Raw genomic sequence first — 22,884 nt, 5'->3', positions numbered from 1 at the left:
TACCCTTGGAATTAAATAATTTTGATGCATTACAAATAGGTTTAGCTTCACCTGAAAAAATAAGGGAATGGTCAAGGGGAGAAGTTAAAAAGCCTGAAACTATTAATTATAGAACACTAAAACCTGAAAGAGATGGTCTCTTCTGCGAGAGAATATTCGGGCCAACTAAAGATTGGGAATGCCACTGTGGAAAGTATAAGAGAATTAGATATAAAGGAATAGTTTGTGATAGATGTGGTGTTGAAGTAACTAAGGCTAAAGTAAGACGTGAGAGAATGGGGCATATAGAGCTTGCTGCCCCTGTGTCTCATATATGGTATTTTAAAGGAATACCTTCACGTATGGGACTTATACTTGATATGTCTCCAAGAGCTTTGGAAAAAGTATTGTATTTTGCTTCTTATGTGGTATTAGAGCCTAAAGAAACACCATTATTGAAAAAACAACTTCTCAATGAAAAAGAATATAGAGAAGCTATAGATAAATATGGTGAAGGAAGTTTTGAAGCTGGAATGGGAGCAGAATCAGTAAAAAAACTTCTTGAAGAAATAGAATTAGAACAATTATCACAAGAGTTAAAAAGTGACTTAAAGAATAGTACTGGGCAAAAGAAAATAAGAGTTATAAGAAGACTTGAGGTTGTTGAATCATTTAGACAGTCGAAAAACAAACCATCATGGATGATTATGGATGTTGTACCTGTAATACCTCCAGACTTAAGACCAATGGTTCAACTTGATGGTGGTAGATTTGCTACTTCAGATTTAAATGATTTGTACAGAAGAGTTATAAATAGAAATAATAGATTAAAAAAACTCCTTGATTTAGGTGCACCAGATATTATAGTTAGAAATGAAAAAAGAATGCTTCAAGAGGCAGTAGATGCACTTATAGATAATGGAAGAAGAGGAAGGCCTGTAACAGGACCTGGAAATAGACCTTTAAAATCTTTATCAGATATGTTAAAAGGTAAGCAGGGAAGGTTTAGACAGAATCTTCTTGGAAAACGTGTTGACTACTCAGGACGTTCAGTTATAGTTGTTGGTCCAGATCTTAAAATGTACCAATGCGGACTCCCAAAAGAAATGGCATTAGAGTTATTTAAGCCATTTGTAATGAAGAAACTTGTTGAATCAGGTATAGCACATAACATTAAAAGTGCAAAGAGAATGGTAGAAAGAGTTCAAGACCAAGTGTTTGATGTACTTGAAGAAGTAATATCAGATCATCCAGTTCTTTTGAACCGTGCGCCTACTCTTCATAGATTAGGTATTCAAGCATTTCAACCTGTACTTGTAGAAGGAAGAGCTATAAAGCTTCACCCGTTAGCATGTACTGCGTATAATGCAGATTTTGATGGTGACCAGATGGCTGTGCATGTTCCTTTATCAGTAGAAGCACAGGCAGAGGCTAGATTCTTAATGCTTGCTGCACATAATATATTAAAACCATCAGATGGTAAGCCAGTTTGCGTACCTACTCAGGATATGGTACTTGGTTCATATTATTTGACTATAGACAAAGATGGAGTAAAGGGAGAAGGAAAAGCATTCTCAAGTGTTGATGAGGCTATAATGGCTTATCAATTAGGTGAAATTGATATTCATGCAAAAGTTAAAGTTAAACTTTCAAGAGTAGTAAATGGAAAAGAAGTTATAGGTATAATAACAACAACTGTTGGAAAATTAATATTTAATGATTCTATTCCACAGGATTTGGGTTTTGTAGATAGAAGTATACCAGGAAATGAGCTTCTTATGGAAATTGACTTCCTTGTTGGAAAGAAGAATTTAGGTAAAATAATAGATAAATGTTATTTAAAATATGGTCCTACAAAAACATCTATTATGCTTGATAAGATAAAAGCAAAAGGATATCATTATTCAACTATCAGTGCTATCACAGTATCTACTTCGGATATGTCTGTTCCACCAGATAAAAAGAGACTTATGGAAGATGCTGAAAGTTCAGTTGATAAGATAACTAAGATGTACAGAAGAGGATTCATATCAGATGATGAAAGACATGAAAGAGTAATAGCTACATGGACAAAAACAACAGAAGATGTTGCAAATGCTCTTATGGATAATCTTGATAAATTTAATCCTATATTTATGATGGCGGACTCAGGAGCTAGAGGTTCTAAGAGCCAGATAAAACAGCTCGCAGGTATGAGAGGACTTATGGCTAGTCCATCTGGTAGTATTATCGAGTTCCCTATAAAATCATCCTTCAGAGAAGGTCTTGACGTATTAGAATACTTCATTTCTACTCATGGAGCTAGAAAGGGTAATGCTGATACAGCACTTAAGACGGCAGATTCAGGATACCTTACAAGAAGACTTGTTGATGTAAGTCAGGATGTAATTGTTAGAAATGAAGATTGTGGAACAAAAGAAGGATTTGAAGTTTCAGAAATTAAAGAAGGTAATGAAGTTATAGAATCTTTGGCTGAAAGATTAACTGGTAGATATTCTGCAGAGGATATAACTAATCCGGCTAATGGAGAGGTTATTGTACCAAGGGATACCTACATGGATATTAATCTTGCTGAAAAAGTAGAAAAAGCAGATATAAAGAAAGTAAAAATCAGGTCAATTTTTACTTGTGATTGTAAATATGGAGTTTGTGCAAAATGCTATGGAATGGATATGGCAACAGCACAAAAGATAGGCATAGGAGAAGCTGTAGGTATTGTGGCGGCTCAGTCAATAGGTGAACCTGGTACACAGCTTACAATGAGAACATTCCATACTGGTGGAGTTGCAGGTTCAGATATAACTCAAGGTCTTCCTAGAGTTGAGGAACTTTTCGAAGCAAGGAAGCCAAAGGGTCTTGCAATAGTTAGTGAAGTTTCTGGTACTATAAGAATAGAGGAAACTAAAAAGAAGAGAATTGTTTATGTAACAACTGAATCTGGAGAAGAAGTAAGCTATGATATACCATTTGGTTCAAGTTTAAAGGTATCTAATGGAGAAGTCATAAGTGCTGGAGATGAAATAACAGAAGGTTCAATAAACCCACACGATATACTTAGAATTAAAGGAGTAAATGCAGTTAAAAATTATTTGCTTTCAGAAGTTCAAAAAGTATATAGATTACAGGGTGTTGATATAAATGATAAGCATCTAGAAGTTGTGGTAAGGCAGATGACTAGAAAAGTAAAAGTTGAAGATTCAGGAGATACAGAATTACTTCCTGGAACTATGATTGATATGTTTGATTTCAACGAAGAAAATAGAAGAGTTGAAGACCTTGGCTTAGAACCTGCTAAGGGCAGAATTGCATTGCTTGGAATAACAAAGGCTGCACTTGCAACAGATTCGTTCTTATCAGCAGCTTCATTCCAGGAAACAACAAGAGTTCTTACAGATGCGGCAATAAAAGGAAAAGTTGATCCTTTGGTTGGTTTGAAAGAAAATGTAATCATAGGAAAACTTATTCCAGCTGGTACTGGAATGACTAGATATAAGAGCATAGAAATAGATCCAGAAGTTAATGAAGAAGAAAATTTAACTGATAAAGTAGAAGGTTAAAGATTTGTTTTGTTGACATGGCAAAATATAAATGATAAAATACAATTTGTGTGATTATATTTATTGTAGAGTCAAAGCATTGCTTTGTCTCTACCATTAATATAGGGGAGGTAAGCACAATGGTAAATAGGTTGCCGGGTAAAAGAGTAGTAGGTGTAAAGCAATCAATCAAAGCTATAAACGAAGGAATAGTTAAGATTGTGTACCTTGCAAAAGATGCAGACACAGAATTGTTTAAAAATGTTGAAAAGTTATCTAAAGAGCACTCCCTGCAAATTGTGTATGTAGATACTATGAAGGAATTAGGAAAAATGTGCAATATAGATGTAAAAGCATCTACAGCAGTTGTTCTTAAATAAGATGTTGTTTTGCATCTAAATCCGTATAAAGTTTATAAGATTATATATTTTATAAGTCTTTATATGTTTTGTTATGCTATTCACTAAATTAATATAGATAGAATTTTATAAGGAGGAGGTGTAAACATGCCAACTATAAGTCAATTAGTAAGAAAAGGCAGAAAGACATCAATAGTTAAATCCACTGCACCAGCATTAAAAGAATGTCCACAAAAAAGAGGAGTTTGTACAGTTGTAAAAACTCAGACTCCTAAAAAACCTAACTCAGCCTTAAGAAAGGTTGCCAGAGTTAGACTTACAAATGGATATGAAGTTACTGCATATATCCCAGGTGTTGGCCACAATTTACAGGAGCACAGTGTTGTTCTTATAAGAGGTGGAAGGGTTAAGGACTTACCAGGTGTTAGATATCACATAGTTAGAGGCACATTAGATGCTGCTGGCGTTGCTGATAGAAAACAGGCTAGGTCAAAATACGGTGCTAAGAAACCAAAGCAAAAGTAAGGTTTTTAGTTAGTGCTATGTCTTCGGCGTTATATATAGATTATTTTTATATTAAAATTTGTTGTACATATTTTAATATGCTATTTAAATTGCAGAAGCAAAGCATTTTACGACATACTGTGTCGAGTACCGATGAACTTAAATCAAATTGTTAAGGAGGGAAGAAAAGTGCCAAGAAAAGGACATATTGCAAAAAGAGATGTATTACCAGATCCATTATATAACAGTAAGGTTGTTACAAAATTAATTAACAACATAATGTTAGATGGAAAAAAAGGAGTAGCGCAAAAAATATGCTACAACGCTTTTGATCTTTTAAAAGAAAAAACTGATAAAGAAGCTATGGAAGTATTTGAGGCAGCTATGAATAATGTAATGCCTTTACTAGAAGTTAAAGCAAGAAGAATAGGTGGTGCTACTTATCAGGTGCCTATAGAGGTTAGACCTGAAAGAAGGCAGACTTTAGGAATAAGATGGTTGTTAGATGCAGCTTTAAAAAGAGGAGAAAAGTATATGTACCAGAGACTTGCTGGAGAATTACTTGATGCTTCAAACAATACAGGAGCTGCAGTTAAAAAGAGAGAAGATACTCATAAAATGGCAGAAGCTAATAAAGCATTTGCACATTACAGATATTAGTACAAATATATTTTATTTGTATATTGCATAAAACTGTTTTAGCATTTGCTAAAGCAGTTTTATCAGATTAATTAGCACAATGAGAGGAGGAAAAAAATTGGCTAGAAAATATCCTTTGTCAAAATTTCGTAACATAGGAATAATGGCACATATTGATGCCGGAAAAACAACAACAACTGAACGTATACTTTTTTATACTGGAAAAACTCACAAGATAGGTGAAGTTCATGAAGGTGCTGCTACAATGGACTGGATGGTTCAGGAACAGGAAAGAGGTATAACAATTACTTCAGCTGCAACTACTTGTTACTGGAAGGATCATGAAATTAATATAATAGACACACCAGGACACGTAGATTTTACAGTAGAAGTTGAAAGATCTTTAAGAGTTCTTGATGGAGCTGTTGCTGTGTATGATGCTAAAGGTGGTGTTGAACCACAATCCGAAACTGTTTGGAGGCAGGCAGAAAAGTATAATGTTCCAAGAATGGCTTATATAAATAAAATGGATATAATGGGAGCTGATTTCTTCAGATCAGTTCAAATGATGAGAGACAGACTTCATGCTAATGCAGTGCCTATACAATTACCTATAGGTAAAGAAGATAACTTTACAGGTATAATAGACCTTATTAAAAATGAAGCTGTAATATATGAAGATAAATTAGGAACAGTTATGGAAGCAGAACCTATTCCTGACGATATGAAAGAATTAGCAGAAAAATACAGAGCAGAAATGATTGAATCAGTAGTAGAATTAGATGAAGATCTTATGGCAAAATACCTTGAAGGTGAAGAAATAATAGTTGAAGAAATAAATGCAACAATTAGAAAAGGTGTTATTGCTAATGAATTTGTTCCTGTAACTTGTGGTTCTTCATACAAGAATAAGGGAGTTCAACAGATGTTAGATGCAGTTGTTGAGTACTTACCATCTCCATTAGATATACCTCCTGTAAAGGGAACAAATCTTGAAGGTGAAGAAGATGAAAGAAAAGCAGACGACAATGAACCACTTTCTGCATTGGCATTTAAAATTGCTACTGACCCATTTGTAGGAAGACTTGCATTTACTAGAATTTACTCAGGAGTAATGCATAGTGGAAGTTATGTTTTAAATTCTACAAAAGGTAAGAAAGAAAGAATAGGAAGACTTGTTAAGATGCACTCAAATCACAGACAGGATGTTGAAGAACTTGAAACAGGTGAATTAGGTGCTATAGTGGGATTGAAATCCACAACTACTGGAGATACTTTATGTGATGAAGAACATCCAATAATTCTTGAAAGCATGGAATTCCCAGATCCAGTTATTGAAGTTGCTATAGAACCTAAAACAAAGGCAGATCAAGAGAAAATGGGAATTGCTCTTGCAAAATTAGCCGAAGAAGATCCAACATTTAAGACATATACTAATCAGGAAACAGGTCAAACTATTATAGGTGGTATGGGAGAACTCCATCTTGAAATAATAGTTGATAGACTTCAAAGAGAATTTAATGTTGAATGTAATGTTGGTAATCCACAGGTTGCTTATAAAGAAACTATTAGAAAAGCTGTTAAAGCTGAAGGAAAATTCATAAGACAGTCTGGTGGACGTGGACAGTACGGTCATGCCGTAATTGAAATGATGCCAACTGATGGTGATTATGAATTTGAAAATGCTATAGTTGGTGGAGCTGTACCAAAAGAATATATACAGCCTATTGACAATGGTATTCAGGAAGCTTCTCAAAGTGGTATTATAGCAGGATATCCTACTATTAACTTCAAAGTTAAGTTAGTAGATGGTTCATACCATGATGTCGATTCTTCTGAAATGGCATTTAAAATTGCAGGTTCTATGGCATTTAAAAATGCTATGTCAAAAGCAGATCCTGTACTTCTTGAACCAGTCATGAAAGTTGAAGTAACAGTTCCAGAGGAATACATGGGAGATGTTATCGGAGATATTAATGCAAGAAGAGGAAGAATTGAAGGAATGGAACCAAGAGCTGGTGCAGAAGTAATAAATGGATTTGTACCACTTTCAGAAATGTTTGGTTATGCAACAGTTCTTAGATCAAGAACACAAGGTAGAGGAACATATAGTATGGAACTTAATAGCTATGAAGAAGTTCCTAAGAATATTCAGGAACAAATAGTTGGAGAAAAAAATAAATAGTTTATTATTAAGGAGGAACCAGAAATGGCAAAGGAAAAATTTGAAAGAAACAAACCACATGTAAACATAGGAACAATAGGACACGTAGATCATGGTAAGACAACATTAACAGCAGCAATCACAACAATACTAGCAAAAGAAGGAAAAGCACAAGCATTTAAGTATGACGAAATTGATAAAGCACCAGAAGAAAAAGAAAGAGGAATAACAATCAACACAGCACACGTTGAGTATGAAACAGAAAATAGACACTATGCACACGTAGACTGTCCAGGACATGCTGACTATGTAAAGAACATGATAACAGGAGCAGCACAGATGGATGGAGCAATACTAGTAGTAAGTGCAGCAGATGGTCCAATGCCACAAACAAGAGAGCATATACTATTAGCATCAAGAGTAGGAGTACAATATATAGTAGTATTCTTAAATAAAGCAGACCAAGTAGATGATCCAGAATTAATCGACTTAGTTGAAATGGAAGTAAGAGAATTATTAAATGAATATGGATTCCCAGGCGATGACACACCAATCGTAGTAGGAAGTGCATTAAAAGCATTAGAAAATCCAGATGATGCAGAAGCAATAAAACCAATAAAAGATTTAATGGCACAAGTAGATGAGTATATCCCAACACCAGAAAGAGCAACAGATAAGCCATTCTTAATGCCAATAGAAGATATCTTCACAATCACAGGAAGAGGAACAGTTGCAACAGGAAGAGTTGAAAGTGGAATATTACACGTTGGAGACGAAGTAGAAATAGTAGGATTAAGTGATGAAACTAGAAAAGTAGTAGTAACTGGAGTAGAAATGTTCAGAAAGTTACTAGACGAAGCAATGGCAGGAGATAACATCGGAGCATTATTAAGAGGCGTACAAAGAGAAGACATCGAAAGAGGTCAGGTATTAGCAAAACCAGGATCAGTAACACCACACCATAAATTTGTAGGTCAGGTATACGTATTAAAGAAAGAAGAAGGCGGAAGACATACACCATTCTTCAACGGATATAGACCACAATTCTACTTCAGAACAACAGACGTAACAGGAACAATCCAGTTACCAGAAGGAGTAGAAATGGTAATGCCAGGAGACCACATAGACATGACAGTTGAATTAATAACAAAAGTAGCAATGAATGAAAACTTAAGATTTGCAATAAGAGAAGGCGGAAGAACAGTAGGTTCAGGAGTTGTTACTACTATTTTAGAATAGTAAAATTACAATATGTAAATATAAGCAGATTACTTATTGATTAGATAAGAATTTGACGAAAATGGGGAGAGGACGCTCTCCCTATTTTTTGTTTTAAAAAAATGTTGCAAAAGACACAAAAGCGGTGTATAATATAAGAGTTGTTATGTGAAAGTAGCGATGAAGCAAGAGGTAGCTGGACTTACGGGGAATTCTTGCTGAGTATGTCACGGTCACGAACCGGGCGACGGTATTTTGTAATTGCGTTTAGTGGTATGTATGGAACACGTGGCACAGTTTACAGAAGGTCCGTTGTTGTACGTAAGAAGTTCAAACGTGCGATGAAAAGGAGGGAATAAAATGGCAAAGCAAAAAATAAGAATCAGATTGAAGGCTTTTGATCACACAATATTAGATCAATCAGCTGAAAAAATCGTTGAAACAGCAAAGACATCAGGTGCTAAAGTATCAGGTCCTGTGCCTTTACCAACAGAAAAAGATGTTGTTACAATATTAAGATCTCCACATAAGTACAAAGATTCAAGAGAACAGTTTGAAATAAGAACTCATAAGAGATTGATTGATATAGTAAACCCATCACCAAAGACTGTTGATGCTTTAATGAGATTAGATTTACCAGCAGGTGTTGATATCGAAATCAAATTATAATTTTTAAATAATAACGGTTATGATTGCTTAGCAATCCGCTAATACGTTTGGAGGTGCTGAAATGAAAAGTGGAATACTAGGAAAAAAACTTGGTATGACTCAAATTTTTAATGAACAAGGTAAAATAGTTCCTGTAACAGTAATAGAAGCAGGTCCATGTGTGGTTGTTCAAAAGAAAACAATTGAAAATGATGGATATGAAGCTATACAAGTTGGCTTTGCAGATGTTAAAGAAAATAGAAGCAATAAGCCAGCAAAAGGACACTTTGCAAAAGCAAATACTGCTGTTAAGAAGTTCGTAAAGGAATTAAAATTAGATGATTTAAGTGCCTATGAAGTTGGTACTGAAATAAAGGCTGATGTGTTCTCAGCAGGAGAAAAAGTAGATGTATCTGGAGTATCAAAAGGTAAGGGATTCCAAGGTACTATTAGAAGATGGAATGCACATAGAGGACCAATGAGCCATGGTTCTAAATTCCATAGAGCAGTTGGTTCAATGGGAGCATCATCAGATCCATCAAGAACATTTAAAAACAAAATAATGCCAGGACATATGGGTCATGTAAATACTACAGTCCTAAATTTAGAAGTTGCTAAGGTTATACCTGAAAAGAATCTTATATTAATAAAAGGTGGAGTACCTGGACCAAATAAAGGATTTGTAGTAATTAAGAGCACAGTTAAAGCTTAAATTTAAGGAAAGGAGGATGCAGAATGCCTACTGTAGGATTATTTAATAATGAAGGACAAAAAGTTGGAGATATAGAATTGTCCGAAAAAGTTTTCGGAGCAGAAGTAAATGCAGATGCATTACACCAAGTTGTAGTTGCATTACTTGCAAACAAAAGACAGGGAACACAAAGTGCTAAAACTAGAACAGAAGTTTCTGGAGGCGGAATAAAACCTTGGAGACAAAAAGGAACAGGTAGAGCAAGACAAGGTTCAATACGTTCACCACAATGGATTCATGGTGGTATAGTGTTTGCACCAAAGCCAAGAGATTATAGAGTTTCAATTCCAAAGTCTATGAGAAGAACTGCTATGATTTCTGCTTTATCAAGTAAGGTTGCTGATAATGAAATTGTTGTTTTAGAAGATTTGAAATTTGACGCACCAAAAACAAAAGAAGCAATTAAACTTTTAAAAGCTTTTGAAGCTAAAAAAGCACTTATCGTTGTTTCTGAATCAGATGAAAATGTATATAAATCAATAAGAAATATACCTGGTGCAGCAGTAGTTCCAGCAAATAATATAAATGTATATGATATATTAAAATATGAAAAGTTTATAATAACTAAGGATGCTGTATCAAAAATTGAGGAGGTGTATGCATAATGTATACAAATAGCCATGATATACTAAGAAGACCAGTTATAACAGAAAAAAGTATGACAGAAATGGCAAACAAGAAGTACACCTTTATAGTAGATGTTCATGCAAATAAACCTCAAATAAAGAAAGCAGTTGAAGAAGTTTTTGGTGTAAAAGTTGAAGATGTCAAAACTGCAAATGTACTCGGAAAAACAAAAAGAGTTGGGGTTCATGTTGGTAAAAGACCAGACTATAAAAAAGCTATAGTTAAGTTAACAGCAGATAGCAAAGCTATAGAATTCTTTGAAGGAATGCAGCAGTAATAAAGCAGTTAGTGGCTAAAAGCCAGAAAAGCGAAAAAAAGGAGGAATAAACATGGCAGTAAAGGGTTTTAAACCTACTTCCCCTTCATTAAGGCAAATGACTATGCCTACTTTTGAAGAAATAACAACTGATGTTCCTGAAAAATCATTGTTAGTTGCTTTAAAAAGTAAAGCAGGAAGAAATGCTCAGGGAAAAATAACTGTTCGTCATAGAGGCAGTGGAGTTAAAAAGAACTATAGAATAATAGATTTTAAAAGAAATAAAGATGGTATTCCAGCTAAGGTTGCAACTATAGAGTATGATCCAAACAGATCAGCATATATAGCATTAGTTGTTTATGCTGATGGTGAAAAAAGGTACATAATTGCTCCAGTTGGATTACAAGTTGGAACTACTATTGTATCAGGACCAGATGCTGATATTAAAGTTGGAAATACACTTCCAATAATAAACATACCAGTTGGTACAGTAATTCATAATGTTGAATTAGCAGCTGGAAAAGGTGCTCAATTAGTTAGAGCAGCAGGTTCTTCTGCACAGCTTATGGCTAAAGAAGGAGAATATGCTCAGTTAAGACTTCCAAGTGGTGAAATGAGATATGTTAGACTTGAATGTAGAGCAACTATAGGAACAGTATCAAACTTAACACACGAAATTGTTAACCTTGGTAAGGCTGGAAGAAAGAGACATATGGGCATAAGACCAACTGTAAGAGGATCTGTAATGAATCCTAATGACCATCCACACGGTGGTGGTGAAGGTAAGTCACCAGTTGGAAGACCAGGACCAGTTACACCATGGGGTAAGCCAGCTCTTGGATATAAAACAAGAAAGCATAAGAAATACTCAGACAGACTTATTGTTAAGAGAAGAAATGAAAAATAGCAATTTGAAGAGAATTCTTATGTTCTCTTCAATACTATGTTCATATGAAGTTATGAAGGGAGGACAATTAAGTGAGTAGATCAGTAAAAAAAGGACCTTTTGTGAAAGAGTCATTACTAGAAAAAATAGAAGCAATGAACAAAAATGGAGAAAAGAAAGTTGTAAAAACTTGGTCTAGAAGTTCGACTATTTTTCCTCAAATGATAGGTCATACTATAGCAGTTCATGATGGTAGAAAACATGTGCCAGTTTATATAAGTGAAGATATGGTAGGACACAAGTTGGGAGAATTCGTTCTTACAAGAACCTTTAAGGGTCATGGAAATACGGAAAAGACAACATCAGTTAAATAGTATGGAAGGAGGTAGCTTTTATGGAAGCTAAAGCTATAGCTAAACACATTAGAATGTCCTCAACAAAGATTAAAATCGTTCTTGACTTAATAAGAGGAAAAGATATTAAGGAAGCATTTGCTATATTGCAGTACACACCTAAAGATGCTGCAATTGTTGTAAATAAGTTATTAAAATCTGCTGTGGCCAATGCAGAAAACAATCTAAACTTAGATGTAAATAGATTATATGTGTCAGAAGTCTATGCTTGCCAAGGTTCAACATTAAAAAGATTTCAACCTCATGCACAAGGTAGAGCTTTTCCTATAAAGAAAAGATCAAGTCACATAACATTGGTTGTAAAAGAAAGAGAATAAAGAAGGAGGGAAATAGATGGGTCAGAAAGTAAATCCAAATGGTTTTAGAGTTGGAGTTATTAAAGATTGGAATGCAAAATGGTATGCAGACAACAAAAATTTTGCAGATTATCTTGTTGAAGATAATAAAATAAGAAAATATATAAAAAGTAAACTTGTTAACTCTGGAGTTTCTAAAGTAGAAATAGAAAGAGCAGCAAAGAAAGTTAAACTTAACATATATACTGCTAAGCCTGGTATGGTTATAGGAAAAGGCGGTCAAGGAATAGAAGCATTAAAAAAAGGATTAACTACTGTAGTTAGCAATGCAAATGTATTAATTAACATAGTAGAAGTTAAAAATGCTGATGCAAATGCACAACTTATGGCAGAAAATATAGCTCAGCAGCTTGAAAGAAGAATATCATTTAGAAGAGCAATGAAACAAACAATTCAGAGAGCAATGAGATCTGGTGCTAAGGGTGTAAAAGCAGCTTGTGCTGGAAGACTTGCAGGTGCTGAAATAGCAAGAACAGAACAGTATCATGATGGAACTATTCCATTACAGACATTAAGAGCTGACATAGATTATGGATTCGCAGAGGCAGATACTACCTATGGAAAAATAGGAGTAAAAGTATGGGTATACAAAGGTGAAATTCTTCCAGTTAAAAATGTAGAGAAGAAGGAAGAAGTTAACGCATAAGGAAGGAGGAATACGTTATGTTAATGCCTAAAAGAGTTAAACATCGTAAAGTACAACGTGGTAGAATGAAAGGCAAAGCTACAAGAGGCAATTTTATCGCATATGGTGATTACGGTCTCCAAGCAGTAGAATGTGGTTGGATTAAAAGTAATCAGATAGAAGCTGCCAGAATAGCTATTAATAGATATCTTAAAAGAGGGGGAAAAATTTGGATAAAGATTTTCCCAGATAAACCAGTAACTGAAAAACCAGCAGAAACTCGTATGGGTTCTGGTAAAGGTTCACCAGAATATTGGGTAGCAGTTGTAAAACCAGGTAGAATATTATTCGAAATGTCTGGTGTTACAGAAGAGCAAGCAAGAGAAGCTCTTAGACTTGCATCACATAAACTTCCTATAAAGACTAAGTTTGTTTCAAGGAAGGACTTTGAGGAAATGGGTGGTGAAATTAATGAAGGCTAATGAATTAAGAGAAAAAACTCCTCAAGATTTAAAAGTTCAGTTAGATGATTTAAAATCAGAATTGTTTAGATTAAGATTTCAGTTAGCTACTGGTCAACTTGAAAATCCAATGAGAATAAGGGAAGTAAAAAAATCAATAGCCCAGATTAAGACCATCCAAAGAGAAGAAGAGTTGAGGGCTTAAAACAGTAGTTTTGAAAGGAGGCTTATGCAGTTGGAAAGAGGAAACAGAAAAACAAGAATAGGAAGAGTAGTATCCGATAAAATGGATAAGACAATAGTTGTCGCTGTTGAAACAAAAGTGCGTCATCCTTTATATGGTAAGACTGTGAACAGAACAACTAAATTTAAAGCTCATGATGAAAATAATGAATGCAAAGTTAATGATAAAGTGTTAATAATGGAAACAAGACCATTATCTAAAGATAAGAGATGGAGACTTGTAGAAATAGTTGAAAAAGCTAAATAATTTGTTCGAAAGGAGGGTGTCTATATGATACAAGAGCAGACTATGTTAAAGGCTGCAGATAATTCTGGAGCAAAAGAAATTATGTGTATAAGAGTTTTAGGTGGTTCCAAGAGAAAATGGGGAAACATCGGTGATATAATAGTTGCTAGCGTTAAAAGTGCAACACCAGGTGGAGTTGTCAAAAAGGGTGAAGTTGTTAAGGCTGTAATTGTTAGATCAGTTAAGGGATTAAGAAGAGCAGACGGTTCATACATAAAATTTGATGAAAATGCTGCTGTTATAATAAAAGACGATAAGCAACCAAAAGGAACTCGTATTTTTGGGCCTGTTGCAAGGGAGTTAAGAGATAAAGATTTTAATAAAATATTATCATTAGCACCTGAAGTTCTATAGTGAGGAGGTGTCTTTGAATGGCAAATAAAGTGCATATCAGAAAGCAAGATTCTGTTGTTGTTATATCAGGTAAGGATAGAGGCAAAATAGGAGAAGTTTTGGCTGTATATCCTAAAAAAGGTACTGTATTGGTTAAGGATGTAAACATAGTTGTAAAACATCAGAAACCTAATAAACAAAATATGCAGGGCGGTTTAATAAATAGAGAAGCTCCAATAAACACTTCTAAAGTTATGTTATACTGCACAAAATGTAAAACTGCTACTAGAATTAGTAAAAAGATACTTGACGATGGAACAAAAGTCAGAGTATGTAAGAAATGTGGAGAAGCATTTTAAATTCTGAAAGGAGGTCAATTTAATGATTCCAAGACTTAAAGAAAAATATGAAAAAGAAATTGTCCCAGCTTTGATGGAAAAGTTCGGATATAAAAATATAATGGAAGTACCAAAGCTCGAAAAGATCGTTATTAACATGGGTGTTGGTGAAGCTAAAGAAAATCAGAAGGTTTTAGAATCAGCTGTTGCAGATATGCAGCTTATATCAGGTCAAAAACCTGTTTTAACAAGAGCTAAAAAATCAATAGCTAATTTTAAAATAAGAGAACACATGCCTTTAGGCTGTAAAGTTACTTTAAGAAAGAACAAAATGTTTGAGTTCGCTGATAAATTAATAAATGTAGCACTTCCAAGAGTTAGAGACTTTAGAGGAGTTTCAAGCAAAGCATTTGATGGTAGAGGAAATTATGCTTTAGGAATAAAAGAACAATTGATATTCCCAGAAGTAGAATATGATAAAATAGATAAAATTAGAGGCATGGATATAATCTTTGTTACAAATTCAAAGACTGATGAAGAAGCAAGAGAATTATTAAGATTACTCGGAATGCCATTCGCTCAATAATAAGGAGGGGAATAAGATGGCGCGTAAAGCTTTAATAGAAAAATGGAAAAAAGAACCTAAGTATCCAACAAGAGCTTATACAAGATGTAAAATATGTGGAAGACCACATTCAGTATTAAAGAAATACGGAGTATGCCGTGTTTGTTTTAGAGAACTTGCGTACAAAGGTGAAATACCTGGTTGTAAAAAAGCAAGTTGGTAATATTTATTGATTGAAAGGAGGCATAATTATGAGCGGAGTTACTACAGATCCAATAGCTGATTTAATAACACGTATAAGAAACGCAAATATAGTTAAACATGAAGTTGTTGAATTACCTTCATCAAAAATAAAAAAAGCTATAGTAAATATATTGCTTAGTGAAGGTTATTTAAAGGATATAGAGGAATATACAGACGGTGTTGTACCTATGCTTAGATTATCTATGAAATATGGAAAAGGCAAGGAGAGAACAATAACTGGACTTAAAAGAATATCAAAACCAGGTCTTAGAGTTTACTGCAGAAAAGAAGAAACTCCAAAAGTTTTAAACGGACTTGGAATTGCAGTTATATCTACTTCTAAAGGAATAGTTACTGATAAAGAAGCTAGAAAATTAGGATTAGGCGGAGAAGTACTTTGCTACGTATGGTAGTAAGTAGAGAACAGGAGGTGTAAATATGTCAAGAATAGGAAAGCAGCCTGTAGTGATACCTAATGGTGTAACTGTTACGGTAACACCAGACAATGTTGTTACTGTTAAAGGTTCAAAGGGTCAGCTTACTAAGGCTATGCATAAAGATATTAAAATTACTGTTGAAGATACTCAAGTTGTAGTTACAAGACCAAGTGATGATAAGAATCACAGAGCACTTCACGGACTTACAAGAGCTTTAATAAATAACATGGTAATCGGAGTTACAGAAGGATTTACTAAAACTTTAGAGTTAGTTGGTGTTGGTTACAGAGCACAACTTAAAGGAAAGAAATTAACACTGAGCTTAGGATATTCACATCCAGTTGAAATAGATGCTGTTGAAGGAGTAACTTATGAAACTCCAGATGCAAATACTATACTTGTAAAAGGTGTAGATAAAGAATTAGTTGGTGCTGTTGCAGCAAATATTAGAACATGGAGAGAACCTGAACCTTATAAGGGAAAAGGAATTAAATATAAAGATGAAGTTATAAGGCGTAAAGAAGGTAAAACTGGTAAATAATAAGAAGGGAGTGAATGGATAATGTTCAGCAAACAAAATAAATCTGAGGCTAGACAAAAGCGTCATTTAAGAGTACGTAAAAAAATATCTGGTACTCCTGAAAGACCAAGACTTGCAGTATACAGAAGTGAGAAAAACATCTATGCACAGATTATAGATGATGTAAATGCTAATACATTAGTATCAGCTTCAACTTTAGATAAAGATTTTTCTTTGAAAATCGGAAGCAACAAAGAAGCAGCAAAAGTTGTTGGAGAAGAGATTGCAAAGAAAGCTTTAGCAAAAGGCATAAAACAAGTTGTTTTTGATAAAGGTGGATACATATATCACGGAAGAATCAAAGAACTTGCAGAAGGCGCAAGAGAAGTTGGATTAGAATTCTAATAGAAGGAGGGAAATAAATGAGAATAGATCCTAGTACACTTGATCTTAAAGAAAAAGTTGTATTTATAAATAGAGTTGCTAAGGTTGTTAAGGGTGGTAGAAATTTCAGATTCAGTGCTTTAGTTGTTGTAGGAGACGAAAACGGCAATGTAGGCGTTGGAACAGGAAAATCAGTTGAAATACCTGAAGCAATTAGAAAAGGAATAGAAGATGCTAAGAAAAACTTAATTCATGTATCTATGGTTGGAACAACAGTTCCACATGAAATATATGGAGAGTTTGGAACAGGAAAAGTTCTTATAATGCCTGCTTCTGAAGGAACAGGAGTTATAGCTGGAGGTCCTGTAAGAGCCGTACTTGAGCTTGCTGGACTTAAAGATGTAAGAGCAAAATCCTTAGGATCAAATAATGCAAGAAATATGGTTAACGCTACACTTAACGGTTTATCAAGACTAAGAACAGTTGAAGAAATTGCCGCTTTAAGGGGTAAAACTGTTGAAGAAATTTTAGGATAGGAGGAGTAAAACATGGCTAAAATTTCAATAACACTTAAAAAGAGTTTAAATGGAAGAAAAAAAGATCATATAGCTACAGCAAATGCTCTTGGTCTTAGAAAAATAGGTCATACAGTTGAGCATGAAGATACTCCTCAAATTAGAGGTATGGTTAAAAAAATAGATTATCTTCTAGATGTAAAAGAAGCATAAAAAAGGAGGTGTATTTTATGAAACTTCATGAACTAAAACCTGCTGACGGAGCTAGAAAATCACCTAAGAGAATTGGTAGAGGTACTGGATCAGGTTTAGGAAGAAATGCCGGAAAAGGTGAAAAAGGACAAAAAGCAAGAAGTGGTGGCGGAGTAAGACCAGGATTTGAAGGAGGTCAGATGCCACTATATAGAAGGCTTCCAAAGAGAGGATTTACAAATATATTTGCAAAAGAAATCACATCTATAAATGTTGAAAGATTAAATATATTTGAAGACAATACAGAAGTCACAATTGAGCTACTTCTTGAAAAAGGCGTAATTAGCAAAGTTAATGACGGAGTAAAAATATTAGGAAACGGAGAACTCAAAAAGAAATTAACTGTAAAAGTTAATAAATTTTCCAAAGCAGCCGCTGAAAAAATTGAAGCAGCTGGAGGAAGAGCAGAGGTGGTATAGTTGTTATCAACCTTACGTAATGCATGGAAAGTTAAGGATTTAAGAAAAAGAATTTTATTTACAATTGGCATGATTTTAATTTACAGGTTGGGAAATTATATTCCCGTACCTGGAGTTGATGCCTCAAAAGTCTTAAATTTAACTAGCAACTCTGGTTCGCTTTTAGGTTTTTATGATATGATATCTGGAGGAGCTTTCAGTAAATTTAGTATATTTGCTATGAATGTTCTTCCTTATATTAATGCATCAATTATAATTCAGTTATTAACTATAGCAATTCCTAGTCTTGAGCAGTTATCTAAGGAAGGCGAAGAAGGAAGAAAGAAAATACAAAAGTATACTAGATATTCAGCAGTTGTGTTGGGATTTTTAGAAGCATTTGGAATATATGCTATGATAAGAAGCTCTGGAGCTTTAAAAAGTAACAATGTATTTAGTATAATTCTAATAATACTAACACTTACAGCTTCTTCTACATTTTTAATGTGGATAGGAGACAGAATTACTGAGAGTGGTATTGGAAATGGTGCATCTTTTATAATTTTTACCAGTATAATATCAAGATTTCCAACTTCAGCTTACAATATATATAAATTGCAAACAACTGGAATTGTAGATATAGTTTCTTTAGTAGTTTTTGCAGTTGCTGCAGTTGCTATATTTATACTTGTAGTAGTAGCAAGTTTAGCTGAGAGAAGAATACCTGTGCAGTATGCTGGAAAGGCAGCTGGTGGTAAGGTTATAAAAGGGCAGTCTTCACATATACCTATAAATATGAATGCATCATGCATTATAGCAATAATATTTGCTATGTCTGTTATGGGATTTCCAGAAACAATAGCTCAATTTTGGCCTACATCATCATTTGCTAAGTTTATAACAGGTAGCCCATATAGCATATTTAGATCAAATAGTATACCTTATGTAGTAGTTTACTTTATAGCTATAATTTTCTTTACTTGGTTCTATACTCAGGTAACTTTCAAACCAGAGGAAATGTCAGAGAATATGCATAAATCTGCTGGGTTTATTCCTGGAATAAGACCAGGAGAACCAACTACAACGTATATAGAAAAAGTACTAGATAAAATATCAATCATAGGAGGATTATTTGCAGGAATTATTGCAATAGCTCCTATAATAGTTCAAATGAGCAATAAAGGATTTAAAGATGTATATTTTGCAAGTTCAGGACTACTGATTGTTGTAGGTGTTGCAACTGATACTCTAAGATCCTTACAATCACAGTTGGTAATGAGACATTACCATGGTTTCTTAAAATAAATAAGTATATTGATTATTGGGGATGATTAAATGAATTTAATATTGCTAGGCCCTCCGGGAGCAGGAAAGGGAACTCAAGCTAAACTCATTAGCAGCAATTTCAATGTCCCACATATATCAACAGGTGATATTTTTAGGGCAAATATAAGCCAGAATACTGAACTTGGAATAAGAGCAAAACAGTATATGGATAAGGGACTTTTAGTTCCTGATGAAGTTACTATAGATATAGTTAAGGATAGACTTACAAAAGATGATTGCAAAAATGGATTCTTGCTGGATGGTTTTCCTAGAACAGTTAAGCAAGCTGAAGCATTGGATGAATTTTTAAATGATAATGGCAGCGTGATAGATGCTTCAATATTGATAGATGTACCTAAGGAAAATATATTTGAAAGAATGACAGGCAGAAGAGTGTGCTCCAAGTGTGGAGCTAGTTATCACATTAAATTCAACCCACCAAAGGTTGAAGGTAAGTGTGATTTATGCGGCTCAGAAGTTGTTCAGAGAAAAGATGACAGTGAGGAAACTGTAAAAGAAAGATTAGATGTTTATGATAAACAAACACAGCCACTTGTGGAATATTATAAATCCAAAAAAGTACTTAAACCTGTAGATGGTGCTCAAGATATCAATAAAGTATTCGAGGATATTAAAGAATCCTTAGGAGAGAAGAATGTTAAATGATAATAATTAAGACTAATACTGAAATTGAATATATGAGAAAAGCAGGAAAGCTTACCGGAGAAACTCTTTTAATGCTTGAAGAAAAGGTAAAGCCTGGTGTAACCACTGAAGATCTTGATAAATTAGCTGAAGATTATATAAGAAAACATGGAGGAATTCCTTCTTTTAAAGGTTATGGAGGATTTCCAGCATCGATATGTACTTCAATAAATAATGAAGTAATTCATGGTATACCATCTAAGAAGCGTCATTTACAAGAGGGAGACATTATAAGTATAGACTGTGGAGCAATATTAAATGGATGGCAGGGAGATGCTGCTAGAACATTTCCAGTTGGTAAAGTCTCTGAAGAAGCACAAAAGCTTATTAGTGTTACAAAAGAAAGTTTCTTTAAAGGTGCTGAGAAAGCAGTAGTTGGAAATAGACTTACAGATATATCTAATGCAGTTCAAACTTATGCTGAAAGTTTCGGATATTCTTTGGTTAGGGATTACGTAGGCCATGGAATAGGAAAAGAAATGCACGAAGATCCTGAAGTGCCTAATTATGGCAGACCAGGTAGAGGACCTAAATTAGTAAACGGAATGGTTATAGCAGTAGAACCTATGGTTAACGTTGGTAAATACCAAGTAGTTACACAGGATAATGGATGGACGGTAGTCACTGAAGATGGTAGTTTAGCTGCTCATTATGAAAATACAATTGCCATATTGGATGGTGGGTCGGAAATACTAACTTTGTGTTAATGAGGTGAATGAATGGGCAATGATTATATTGGCAAAGTTGTTTACTCAAAAGCAGGAAGAGATAAAGAAAATTGTTTTATCATAATAGGCATTTTAGATGAACAATACGTATACATTTCTGACGGCTCACTAAGAAAAGTTGAAAAGCCTAAAAAGAAAAAGCTTAAACATCTTTCCGTTACAAAGATTGTTTCAGAAGAAATAAGAGATAATCTGATTTCTGGAAAAAATGTCAGCAACGTAACTGTTAAAAAGTTTCTGCAATCAGTATGCACTAATAAGGAGGTTTGATTACCTTATGTCAAAAGACGATGTAATAGAAATGCAAGGTAAGGTTTTAGAGTCTTTACCGAATGCTATGTTTCAAGTAGAACTTGAAAGTGGTCAAAAAATATTAGCACATATCTCAGGAAAATTAAGAATGAATTTCATAAGAATATTGCCTGGTGACAAAGTTACAGTTGAACTTTCGCCATATGATTTAACAAGAGGAAGAATCACATGGAGAGCTAAATAAAAAGGAGGGTTATCAATGAAAGTAAGACCATCAGTTAAGCCGATGTGTGAAAAATGTAAAGTTATCAGAAGAAAAGGAAAAGTAATGGTTATTTGTGAAAATCCTAAACATAAGCAAAAACAAGGTTAGACTAGATTAAGCTAATACAAGTTTTAGGAACGGCTGCCAGCTAGCTTTATGCTATGCTGCCTAAGACTGTTAATATATATTTAAAAACATTATTTGTAAAAACCTAGGAGGTGTAAATTTAATGGCAAGAATAGCAGGTATTGATTTACCTAAAGAAAAAAGAGTAGAAATTGGTTTGACTTATATATTTGGCATAGGTTTACCAAGTTCAAGAAAAATTCTTAAAGCTACTGGTGTTAATGTTGACACTAGGGTTAAAGATTTAACTGAAGCTGAAGTAAATGCAATCAGAGATTATGTAAATAAAAATATTAAAGTTGAAGGTGACTTAAGAAGAGAAGTTGCTTTAAATATTAAGAGATTAATAGAAATAGGTTGCTATAGAGGAATAAGACATAGAAGAGGACTTCCAGTAAGAGGTCAAAAGACTAAAACTAATGCAAGAACTAGAAAAGGTCCAAAGAGAGCTGTAGGAGCTAAGAAGAAAAAGTAATAAGGAGGGATGAAGATGGCTGTACAGAAAGCTAAAAAGACAAGAAGAAGAAAAGAAAGAAAAAATGTAGAACATGGTTGTGCACATATAAAATCAACTTTTAATAACTCAATTGTTACTATAACTGATGCAGTAGGAAATGCATTGTCATGGGCAAGTGCTGGTGGACTTGGATATAAAGGATCAAGAAAGAGCACACCTTTTGCTGCACAAATGGCAGCAGAAACAGCAGCAAAAGCTGCTATGGAACATGGTCTAAAGAGTGTTGATGTATTCGTAAAAGGACCAGGAGCAGGAAGAGAAGCTGCTATAAGATCATTACAGGCTGCAGGATTAGAAGTTACTTTAATTAAAGATGTAACTCCAATTCCACATAATGGATGCAGACCACCTAAAAGAAGAAGAGTTTAATAATTTTAAAAGTACAGGAGGTGTAATTTTTAATGGCAAGATATACTGAAGCTGTCTGCAGATTATGCAGAAGAGAAGGTTTGAAGTTATTTCTTAAAGGAGATAGATGTTATACAGATAAGTGCGCATTTTCAAGAAGAGGATATGCACCAGGACAACATGGTAAGGATAGAAAGAAGATTTCAAACTATGGATTACAATTAAGAGAGAAGCAAAAAGCAAAAAGAATTTATGGAGTTCTTGAAACTCAATTTAGAACTTACTATAAAAGAGCAGAAAAAATTAAAGGCATAACTGGTGAAAACTTATTGAAACTTTTGGAATTGAGACTTGATAACGTAGCTTATAAACTTGGTTATGGAAGTTCAAGAAGTGAAGCTAGACAATTAGTTACTCACGGACATTTTCTTGTAAATGGCAAGAAAGTTGATATACCTTCATATACTTTAAAAGTTAATGATGTTGTATCTATAAGTGAAAAGAGTAGAGGAACTGAAAAATTCAAAACTTTTGCAGAAAATCCAAAAACTTTACCAGCATGGATTAGCGCTAACTACGATAATTTTGAAGCTAAAATAGTAGCTGAGCCAAATAGAGAAGAAATTGATGTTCCAGTTAATGAAACATTAATTGTTGAGTTATACAGCAAATAATTTTAAG

The 22,884-nt window shown here is 34.1% G+C and carries 36 protein-coding genes; all 36 read left to right on the top strand.

What is annotated here, in order from left to right:
- The first annotated feature begins 5 nt into the window (after nt 1-5).
- Entirely contained in the window at nt 6-3,536 is a 3,531-nt protein-coding gene (gene rpoC / locus ACJDT4_RS02125) for a DNA-directed RNA polymerase subunit beta' (RefSeq protein WP_406785872.1), read from the top strand.
- A gap of 119 nt (nt 3,537-3,655) precedes the next feature.
- On the top strand, nt 3,656-3,895 hold the full coding sequence (locus ACJDT4_RS02120) for a ribosomal L7Ae/L30e/S12e/Gadd45 family protein (RefSeq protein ID WP_406785871.1): 240 nt from the start codon (nt 3,656-3,658) through the stop codon (nt 3,893-3,895).
- Between the two features lie 126 nt (nt 3,896-4,021).
- Complete coding sequence (gene rpsL / locus ACJDT4_RS02115; protein WP_406785870.1) at nt 4,022-4,399, top strand: 30S ribosomal protein S12; 378 nt, start codon at nt 4,022-4,024, stop codon at nt 4,397-4,399.
- Between the two features lie 168 nt (nt 4,400-4,567).
- Nucleotides 4,568-5,038: a 30S ribosomal protein S7 gene (rpsG, locus tag ACJDT4_RS02110; RefSeq protein ID WP_406785869.1), complete on the top strand. Its 471-nt coding sequence runs from the start codon at nt 4,568-4,570 to the stop codon at nt 5,036-5,038.
- Between the two features lie 97 nt (nt 5,039-5,135).
- Entirely contained in the window at nt 5,136-7,202 is a 2,067-nt protein-coding gene (fusA, locus tag ACJDT4_RS02105; RefSeq protein ID WP_406785868.1) for an elongation factor G, read from the top strand.
- A 24-nt stretch (nt 7,203-7,226) separates the two neighbouring features.
- Complete coding sequence (gene tuf, locus ACJDT4_RS02100; RefSeq protein ID WP_406785867.1) at nt 7,227-8,420, top strand: elongation factor Tu; 1,194 nt, start codon at nt 7,227-7,229, stop codon at nt 8,418-8,420.
- Nucleotides 8,421-8,759: 339 nt separating this feature from the next.
- Nucleotides 8,760-9,068 (top strand): 30S ribosomal protein S10, encoded by a 309-nt coding sequence (gene rpsJ, locus ACJDT4_RS02095; RefSeq protein ID WP_053242605.1) that lies wholly within the window; start codon nt 8,760-8,762, stop codon nt 9,066-9,068.
- Between the two features lie 61 nt (nt 9,069-9,129).
- Complete coding sequence (rplC, locus tag ACJDT4_RS02090) at nt 9,130-9,759, top strand: 50S ribosomal protein L3 (RefSeq protein ID WP_406785866.1); 630 nt, start codon at nt 9,130-9,132, stop codon at nt 9,757-9,759.
- Between the two features lie 23 nt (nt 9,760-9,782).
- Complete coding sequence (gene rplD / locus ACJDT4_RS02085; protein ID WP_406785865.1) at nt 9,783-10,403, top strand: 50S ribosomal protein L4; 621 nt, start codon at nt 9,783-9,785, stop codon at nt 10,401-10,403.
- Entirely contained in the window at nt 10,403-10,702 is a 300-nt protein-coding gene (gene rplW / locus ACJDT4_RS02080; protein ID WP_406785864.1) for a 50S ribosomal protein L23, read from the top strand. Before rplD ends, rplW begins: the two co-directional genes overlap by 1 nt.
- A 52-nt stretch (nt 10,703-10,754) precedes the next feature.
- Nucleotides 10,755-11,588, top strand: a complete 834-nt coding sequence (rplB, locus tag ACJDT4_RS02075; RefSeq protein WP_406785863.1) for a 50S ribosomal protein L2 — start codon at nt 10,755-10,757, stop codon at nt 11,586-11,588.
- Nucleotides 11,589-11,659: 71 nt separating this feature from the next.
- On the top strand, nt 11,660-11,941 hold the full coding sequence (gene rpsS, locus ACJDT4_RS02070) for a 30S ribosomal protein S19 (protein ID WP_406785862.1): 282 nt from the start codon (nt 11,660-11,662) through the stop codon (nt 11,939-11,941).
- A gap of 20 nt (nt 11,942-11,961) precedes the next feature.
- On the top strand, nt 11,962-12,297 hold the full coding sequence (rplV, locus tag ACJDT4_RS02065; protein ID WP_406785861.1) for a 50S ribosomal protein L22: 336 nt from the start codon (nt 11,962-11,964) through the stop codon (nt 12,295-12,297).
- A 16-nt stretch (nt 12,298-12,313) separates the two neighbouring features.
- Entirely contained in the window at nt 12,314-12,982 is a 669-nt protein-coding gene (rpsC, locus tag ACJDT4_RS02060) for a 30S ribosomal protein S3 (protein WP_406785860.1), read from the top strand.
- 17 nt (nt 12,983-12,999) lie between these two features.
- A complete protein-coding gene (gene rplP / locus ACJDT4_RS02055; protein ID WP_406785859.1) occupies nt 13,000-13,443 on the top strand; it encodes a 50S ribosomal protein L16 in 444 nt (147 codons plus the stop codon).
- Nucleotides 13,433-13,627 carry a 50S ribosomal protein L29 gene (gene rpmC, locus ACJDT4_RS02050; RefSeq protein ID WP_053242596.1) on the top strand — a complete coding sequence of 65 codons (195 nt, stop codon included), beginning with the start codon at nt 13,433-13,435 and terminating at the stop codon, nt 13,625-13,627. Before rplP ends, rpmC begins: the two co-directional genes overlap by 11 nt.
- Before the next feature lie 30 nt (nt 13,628-13,657).
- Nucleotides 13,658-13,912 carry a 30S ribosomal protein S17 gene (gene rpsQ / locus ACJDT4_RS02045; RefSeq protein WP_084757022.1) on the top strand — a complete coding sequence of 85 codons (255 nt, stop codon included), beginning with the start codon at nt 13,658-13,660 and terminating at the stop codon, nt 13,910-13,912.
- A gap of 24 nt (nt 13,913-13,936) precedes the next feature.
- Nucleotides 13,937-14,305, top strand: coding sequence for a 50S ribosomal protein L14 (rplN, locus tag ACJDT4_RS02040; protein ID WP_406785858.1), 369 nt, complete (start codon nt 13,937-13,939; stop codon nt 14,303-14,305).
- A gap of 17 nt (nt 14,306-14,322) precedes the next feature.
- Nucleotides 14,323-14,643, top strand: coding sequence for a 50S ribosomal protein L24 (rplX, locus tag ACJDT4_RS02035; RefSeq protein ID WP_406785857.1), 321 nt, complete (start codon nt 14,323-14,325; stop codon nt 14,641-14,643).
- A 22-nt stretch (nt 14,644-14,665) separates the two neighbouring features.
- Nucleotides 14,666-15,208, top strand: coding sequence for a 50S ribosomal protein L5 (gene rplE / locus ACJDT4_RS02030; protein ID WP_406785856.1), 543 nt, complete (start codon nt 14,666-14,668; stop codon nt 15,206-15,208).
- 16 nt (nt 15,209-15,224) lie between these two features.
- Nucleotides 15,225-15,410 (top strand): type Z 30S ribosomal protein S14, encoded by a 186-nt coding sequence (locus ACJDT4_RS02025; protein ID WP_406785855.1) that lies wholly within the window; start codon nt 15,225-15,227, stop codon nt 15,408-15,410.
- 28 nt (nt 15,411-15,438) lie between these two features.
- Complete coding sequence (rpsH, locus tag ACJDT4_RS02020; RefSeq protein WP_406785854.1) at nt 15,439-15,843, top strand: 30S ribosomal protein S8; 405 nt, start codon at nt 15,439-15,441, stop codon at nt 15,841-15,843.
- 25 nt (nt 15,844-15,868) lie between these two features.
- On the top strand, nt 15,869-16,408 hold the full coding sequence (gene rplF / locus ACJDT4_RS02015; RefSeq protein ID WP_406785853.1) for a 50S ribosomal protein L6: 540 nt from the start codon (nt 15,869-15,871) through the stop codon (nt 16,406-16,408).
- A gap of 21 nt (nt 16,409-16,429) precedes the next feature.
- Nucleotides 16,430-16,792, top strand: a complete 363-nt coding sequence (rplR, locus tag ACJDT4_RS02010; RefSeq protein WP_406785852.1) for a 50S ribosomal protein L18 — start codon at nt 16,430-16,432, stop codon at nt 16,790-16,792.
- Nucleotides 16,793-16,809: 17 nt separating this feature from the next.
- Complete coding sequence (gene rpsE / locus ACJDT4_RS02005) at nt 16,810-17,307, top strand: 30S ribosomal protein S5 (protein WP_406785851.1); 498 nt, start codon at nt 16,810-16,812, stop codon at nt 17,305-17,307.
- Between the two features lie 12 nt (nt 17,308-17,319).
- Nucleotides 17,320-17,499: a 50S ribosomal protein L30 gene (rpmD, locus tag ACJDT4_RS02000; RefSeq protein WP_406785850.1), complete on the top strand. Its 180-nt coding sequence runs from the start codon at nt 17,320-17,322 to the stop codon at nt 17,497-17,499.
- A 17-nt stretch (nt 17,500-17,516) separates the two neighbouring features.
- Complete coding sequence (gene rplO, locus ACJDT4_RS01995) at nt 17,517-17,957, top strand: 50S ribosomal protein L15 (RefSeq protein ID WP_406785849.1); 441 nt, start codon at nt 17,517-17,519, stop codon at nt 17,955-17,957.
- Nucleotides 17,958-19,241: a preprotein translocase subunit SecY gene (gene secY / locus ACJDT4_RS01990; protein ID WP_406785848.1), complete on the top strand. Its 1,284-nt coding sequence runs from the start codon at nt 17,958-17,960 to the stop codon at nt 19,239-19,241.
- Nucleotides 19,242-19,271: 30 nt separating this feature from the next.
- Nucleotides 19,272-19,928 carry an adenylate kinase gene (locus ACJDT4_RS01985; RefSeq protein ID WP_406785847.1) on the top strand — a complete coding sequence of 219 codons (657 nt, stop codon included), beginning with the start codon at nt 19,272-19,274 and terminating at the stop codon, nt 19,926-19,928.
- Entirely contained in the window at nt 19,925-20,674 is a 750-nt protein-coding gene (gene map, locus ACJDT4_RS01980; protein WP_406785846.1) for a type I methionyl aminopeptidase, read from the top strand. Before ACJDT4_RS01985 ends, map begins: the two co-directional genes overlap by 4 nt.
- Before the next feature lie 12 nt (nt 20,675-20,686).
- Nucleotides 20,687-20,965, top strand: coding sequence for an RNA-binding protein (locus tag ACJDT4_RS01975; RefSeq protein WP_406785845.1), 279 nt, complete (start codon nt 20,687-20,689; stop codon nt 20,963-20,965).
- 7 nt (nt 20,966-20,972) lie between these two features.
- Nucleotides 20,973-21,191, top strand: coding sequence for a translation initiation factor IF-1 (gene infA, locus ACJDT4_RS01970; protein ID WP_053242580.1), 219 nt, complete (start codon nt 20,973-20,975; stop codon nt 21,189-21,191).
- A 15-nt stretch (nt 21,192-21,206) separates the two neighbouring features.
- Nucleotides 21,207-21,320: a 50S ribosomal protein L36 gene (gene rpmJ / locus ACJDT4_RS01965; RefSeq protein ID WP_003720928.1), complete on the top strand. Its 114-nt coding sequence runs from the start codon at nt 21,207-21,209 to the stop codon at nt 21,318-21,320.
- A 121-nt stretch (nt 21,321-21,441) separates the two neighbouring features.
- The gene (gene rpsM, locus ACJDT4_RS01960) at nt 21,442-21,813 is read left to right on the top strand and encodes a 30S ribosomal protein S13 (protein WP_406785844.1); all 372 of its coding nucleotides are present in this window, start codon (nt 21,442-21,444) and stop codon (nt 21,811-21,813) included.
- A gap of 15 nt (nt 21,814-21,828) precedes the next feature.
- Nucleotides 21,829-22,224, top strand: coding sequence for a 30S ribosomal protein S11 (gene rpsK, locus ACJDT4_RS01955; RefSeq protein ID WP_406785843.1), 396 nt, complete (start codon nt 21,829-21,831; stop codon nt 22,222-22,224).
- A 32-nt stretch (nt 22,225-22,256) separates the two neighbouring features.
- Nucleotides 22,257-22,877 carry a 30S ribosomal protein S4 gene (gene rpsD, locus ACJDT4_RS01950; protein ID WP_406785842.1) on the top strand — a complete coding sequence of 207 codons (621 nt, stop codon included), beginning with the start codon at nt 22,257-22,259 and terminating at the stop codon, nt 22,875-22,877.
- Nucleotides 22,878-22,884: the final 7 nt, after the last annotated feature.

It is taken from the genome of Clostridium neuense, from assembly GCF_045310695.1.
GTDB lineage: Bacteria > Bacillota > Clostridia > Clostridiales > Clostridiaceae > Clostridium_S > Clostridium_S neuense.
This window is presented reverse-complemented; position numbering and strand designations above follow the sequence as displayed.